The 5,179-nt window shown below is 51.8% G+C and carries 2 protein-coding genes and 3 pseudogenes; all 5 read right to left on the bottom strand.

Annotated features, from left to right (window positions below; genetic code table 11):
• Nucleotides 1-570: 570 nt before the first annotated feature.
• Nucleotides 571-1,692: a DUF563 domain-containing protein gene (locus tag KBZ15_RS18100; protein WP_255016616.1), complete on the bottom strand. Its 1,122-nt coding sequence runs from the start codon at nucleotides 1,690-1,692 to the stop codon at nucleotides 571-573.
• A 566-nt stretch (nucleotides 1,693-2,258) separates the two neighbouring features.
• Nucleotides 2,259-3,077, bottom strand: a pseudogene (locus KBZ15_RS18090) (IS1595 family transposase); the annotation flags it as partial.
• A 42-nt stretch (nucleotides 3,078-3,119) separates the two neighbouring features.
• A pseudogene (locus KBZ15_RS18085) lies at nucleotides 3,120-3,671 on the bottom strand (ISAs1 family transposase); the annotation flags it as partial.
• A 341-nt stretch (nucleotides 3,672-4,012) separates the two neighbouring features.
• Complete coding sequence (locus KBZ15_RS18080) at nucleotides 4,013-4,327, bottom strand: transposase family protein (protein ID WP_255016615.1); 315 nt, start codon at nucleotides 4,325-4,327, stop codon at nucleotides 4,013-4,015.
• A 77-nt stretch (nucleotides 4,328-4,404) separates the two neighbouring features.
• A pseudogene (locus KBZ15_RS18075) lies at nucleotides 4,405-4,518 on the bottom strand (transposase); the annotation flags it as partial.
• Between the last annotated feature and the right edge of the window lie 661 nt (nucleotides 4,519-5,179).

Below are 5,179 nucleotides of genomic sequence, written 5' to 3'. Positions count from 1 at the left end.
TATTCGGTACATCTGCGGTGCTCAGCAGTTGTAGCAATCGTCGATTGCCCTGATCAAGGCCAGTTTATCGGGTTTTTATCGCTGAAACAAGCTGCGCTGCAGTCGATCTGGCTTTTTCAGGAGTCCCTAGTTAGTGCTGGTGGCGGCATCTTCCGTTAGGCATGGCTGCTCGCGGCGAGAATTAGGTAGGCGGGCGCCTACGTAGTTGACACGGGCACTTTCAATCATAATTTTTCGAGTCTTTACAATTATCGATATACTGAACCTGAGCTTATTGGATGTTTTCCTAGGCAACCTTTGCCTTGATTACCCAGACACTGGTCGGGTCAGCTGGCGCCGTCTATTCCCCACGTCCAGAACATCTTGATAAGGGGTTGAAGAGGATGGTATGTCGTTCTGTCATTCCGAAAACACATGTGCACCCCGTTGGCACAACTTGATCTTAACGATTGACTTGTCAATTCTTTCGTCAGCTAGCATATGTTGCTTGTTCTGAAAAGGCCAATCCCCGTTAGCGAGGATGGCCGGGGGGGCGCAGAAAGGCATTTATTAATGGTCTTATAATTGAAATCAAAGTCCGGATGCAATAAATGTGTTTCTTAGCTTCTCCGGACACACAATAGTGTCTAGACGGTTTCCAGGCGCCAATTGGGTGTTATCAGGATAATCCACTATTGGCCCCTCTCCCAGGAGAAAAGAATATTCAACCTTTGCACCTGTGGCAGTTGCCCAGTAATATATTTCTGGATGCTGGGGATTATAGATTTCGATCAATCTAGCCCCAGGCTTGCAAAAGCAGATGTTGGCTAAGTTAGCACCATGCATGCCACATACAGCCTCAGCACCCTCAAAAAGCCTAACCCCTTCGATAAAGCTTAATTTTTCAGGAAATATTATTTCAAAACCAAATTCACTAAGAATTGGATAGAGTTCAGCCTCGTTTACTATTCTCCTCCACTTTGCGTTAGCGCGACTTGTGTAAATACGGCCTCTAGGCTCCGAGACAGGATTTCCATAGGTCCTTCTCAAAAAATCAGATATCCACTCCGGGGGATTTCCGGCTTCTGGAATTGACGGTACTACTAAATTTGCTGATTGTATGTGCAGTCCCGAGAAGGTCTCTACAAACTGATTGCTTTCAAAGCCTACAGCCAACAAGCTTTCAATGGCAAAGTTATTACGTGTTGAGTTTATTAGTACTTTTTCAAATTCTTGAGGCTTCCAACCGCCTTTATTGGCCAGTTCGAGTCTGGGCAACATCTGATGGAGCCAGTGGCCATAATTCGACCCAGGAGCACCTGCTAAAACTAGAACAGGCCCTGAAAATCTAACTAACTCTGGAAGCCTAGAAGCGAAGAAGATGTCATAAATATAAGGTTTGTAAGTCATGGATAGATCTCCTAGAATTGTATCGTCACCTGTAACGATAAAGGGCTCTGTCCCCGCGGCTCTCCCGTTAGGAATCAAGGCCAAGGATTGCTTTTGCAATATAATCTTAGCCCTTTTTTTAAGATTTTTAGGCAATTCTTGAGTAACGCATACTGCTTTTGTGGCTACGAATGTAATAGACGGGAAAATGTCTAGTTGCCTGGCTTTCGCATTGCACCTATTTATTGTAAGCCACTCATCAAATGTTTTTGAATATCGCCGAGGCGGGCCAAATCTAAGCGATGTTCCAGGGATATTGGGCAATAAAAAAACTGCGAAAGGCCGAATACTAAATCGTGCAACCCGTTTTAGGAATGAGCCTATTTGTACCTTCATGGCTGTTTTGATTAAAATCCCTCTCACAATTCTTAAAAAACAATGGTAAATAATTTTACGAAAACGCCGAATCCTGTTGGTATTATTGTACCGGCAATGGATCTTGTGCGAATCATAGCTAATGGATTCATCATCCCCCGGCAACGTGATGTGGACTTCAAGCACCCAAAGAGTCCTCATGAGAGTTTCCGTACCGGACAGGCGTTGCCAGGAGAGGCCCTGTAAATTGCTGGCGCCACAGCCCCGATTAGAACATCCGCAAGCATTCACTGCTTAGCAGCTCCTCATCCAGGACCAGAGGGTTTTGATGCCTGCAGGGACCCTAGAGGTGTCGGTCTCCACCAACCCCGCTGGCAGTAGCTCTACGGTGACATGCAAGCAATCGAGGCCAAGCGTCTCAAGGGACTCGAGCAGGAGAACACCCGCTTTAAGCGATTGCTTGCCGATTCTGAGCTCGACAAAGTCATGCTCAAGGAACTTGCCGAGGCAAACTTCTACTTGATTATCCATAAACCTCCGCGACCCTGAGATCCCGTTCTGTGAGCGGCATGCAGCATGCAGACCGCATTGGCGATACGCACGGTCATCCCAGCCATCGAGAATCGACGGTTGAAGCGGAAGCAGTAGCCGCCCAGGTAGCGCCTGGCGTACTTGTCAAAGTTGAAGGCGTGGAAGGTACCGCTGAAGCTGGTCTTGAGGTTGCCCAGCAGGGTATTGATCCACCGGAACTGCGGCAGGTCGTTGGGGTGCTTGCCGCCGGTGACGACTGCCTTGTGGTGGTAGTTGGCCGTGGTGACGGCGCGGGCACAGGCCAGTTCATCGGAGAGAACATGGCTGCCAGGCGCGAGGTGGCGTATAGCCCAGTCAGAGATCGCTTCTGAGCTGAAGCCGCTCACGGCTGTGATCCTGGCGTGAATCGGATGGCCAGCTTCGTTCAAGGAGACGGCGGCGACGATCGGAATCTTGTTCTCTGATCCCCGACCCACCTTGCCGCCTGGGCGTTCTCCGCCACGGTAGGCATCATCCATCCGGATCTTTCCCCGCAGCAGGTAAGCCTCCTCCCGCTCAGTCATTGCGCGCAGGATCTTGTTGTCCAGCAGCCAGGCGGTGTCGTAGTTGACGCCAAGGTGGCGGCTGAGCTCCAGCGAGGAGATCCCAGTTTTGGCCTGGCCGATCAGATAAAAGGCCAGGCACCAGGTTCTCGGCGGCAGCTTGGTGGCCTGCATGATTTTGCCGGCCGTGAGGGTGTCCTGATGGCCTCAGGAGCGGCACTGATAGCGCTTGAGCCTCCGGCCATAGACCAGCGCATGCTCGTGGACCTAGTAACGCGGACACCGCAGGGCCTAAAAGTTTAATCAAGGGACCTTTCCCGTCATCGTCACGCCTCCCAAGGCCAGCATCCCTTGGATGTCGTAGGCCAGTTCACGAAACCCTTGGCGGATTGAGCGGTACCCACCGCGCCTGAGCAGGTTCATCACCACCGTCCGCAGGAACGCAAACACCGGGACACCATTCCGATTGGCGTAGCGATGGGCATCCTCCCCGAGTTGGACATCGCGGGCCCAGTGCCACTCGTTTTCAATGCTCAAGCGCTCCCGGATCAGCCGCAGCAATGCTTCTGGCGCTGTTCTAAGGCTGGTGATGAACAGGTGCTGCCTGAGCTCCCGTTTGCCTCTGCGCGTGGTCGTGTCGGCGTTCACCTCCACGATCCAGGCGCTGCCTAGCCAGTTCTTCTTGATGTGATCGGGAGCTTCTTTCGCGCTCAGCGTCCAGATTGTGTCACGGCCGTGCCGTTTCTCGTGATCTGTTGCCACAAAGGGGATGTGACGCTTTCCCTCAAACTGGCAGGCCACCTGACGGCGCAGGGTACGGTGATTGACCTTAATCGTAAGGCACACGTAGGCCCCCTGGGCGTAGACGCAGTCTTCTCCGCAGGAGTAGCACCATCGAAAAACGACTGCGTCGTATGCAGCGCATCCGCCTTGATTACTACCCCCTCAAGCCCTAGACCGCTCAGCAGCTCCTACTGCTTCGCAGCCTGCGGCTAGAGAGCAGCTCGCTCGATGGACTCGTGGGTGTCGTAAGCTTTCTTCGCCAAGGCAACTCCCAAGGCGCGGGCATAGACCGTGACCTGGGCAACGAACCGATGGTTGCCGTCCTCGTTCTCAATGGCTGAACCGCTCAACGGCTTGCCGTCTCACACCAATTGGTCGAGACCTTCTGTGCCACCAGGGATCTGGTTAATCATCTAAGCCTGGAGCACCTCACCGAACTGCTGCAGGTGGGCCTTGTTGAATAGGTACAGGAAAGTGGCATCTGAGGGCCAGCGCTTGAAATCCAGGCCCAGGACTTGGTTCAGGGCTTTGCGGTGCCGCTCAGCAAAGGCCTCTAGATCGCGTGAGCTCCTGCAGCCGCTAAGGATTCCGAGCACAGCCACCTGCAGCAGGAACCACTGTGGGTAACGGACGCCACGCCTAAAACGTCCATCGTGGATCGCCTTGAGGAAGCTGATCAGATCAGCAGTTGCAAGCTGATCAACTGCACCGGAACAGTTTTGGGGCATGGGAAGCGGATAGACCCGCCAATCAATGCTGACAGGTTCAGCAAGAGTTACTTGGTCAGACTTTTAGGCGGCCCTGGCGGACACCGGAACCCATCGGGCCAGCGGGCCATCTCCAGAGCAGCCTCACATTGCGCATCGGAACCGTAGAGCCGCTGGAACTTTGGCAGGGAGAGGCCTTTCTGGAGCTGGATGGCACTGCGTTACATGACTTGACTGGTGTATGCGTATCAGTCTATGCCCCTAGGTCGCCCTGCGCGGAGTGAGCTGGGTAATCAAGAAAGCCTTTGCGGCAGTTGCCGGATCCTCGGCTTCGGATGTCTTGCCATGATCAGCTCTCGATCTTCACATATGCGATCAAAGTGCCAATGAGCTCGTGTTGAAATCGCATTGAGTTGTGGCGGTTGGCGCATTTTAGGCACAGGCCGTGTGTTTCAGTAAACTCCTAAGAAGGCACAACTCATTCAGACTAGCCCTACCGTGGTAAGCTAAATCGACATACAATACAAGAATGCCTATCATATCATAAAGCCTCTAGTCCTGGATGAAGCAGTTGCGGCAGGCCGCGTCCTCCAGTTCACTTTTGAAGATCAGTACGGGGGAGATTTCATAAAAAATCTTTACCACAAATCGAGCCACAATTCTGAGCAGAGAGACGTAGGATCCTTGCTATAATATTACCTGCAGACTGTTTGATTGTAAAAGTTTGATCCCAACTGCCTCGCAATCTTAGTCGTAAGACTACTAATCCAAAAAAAAAATTAAACTAAATTAATTTAATGTTAAATACTACCGTATACCCAAAAGTTTTAGTTGTCTGCGAAAGCCCATTCAGTCTTGACAATGGATTTGGAG

It is taken from the genome of Cyanobium sp. BA20m-p-22 (assembly GCF_024346275.1).
In the GTDB taxonomy this organism is placed as follows: domain Bacteria; phylum Cyanobacteriota; class Cyanobacteriia; order PCC-6307; family Cyanobiaceae; genus Cyanobium_A.
Note: the sequence above shows the minus strand (reverse complement) of the source record. Positions and strands in the feature narration are given on the sequence as shown.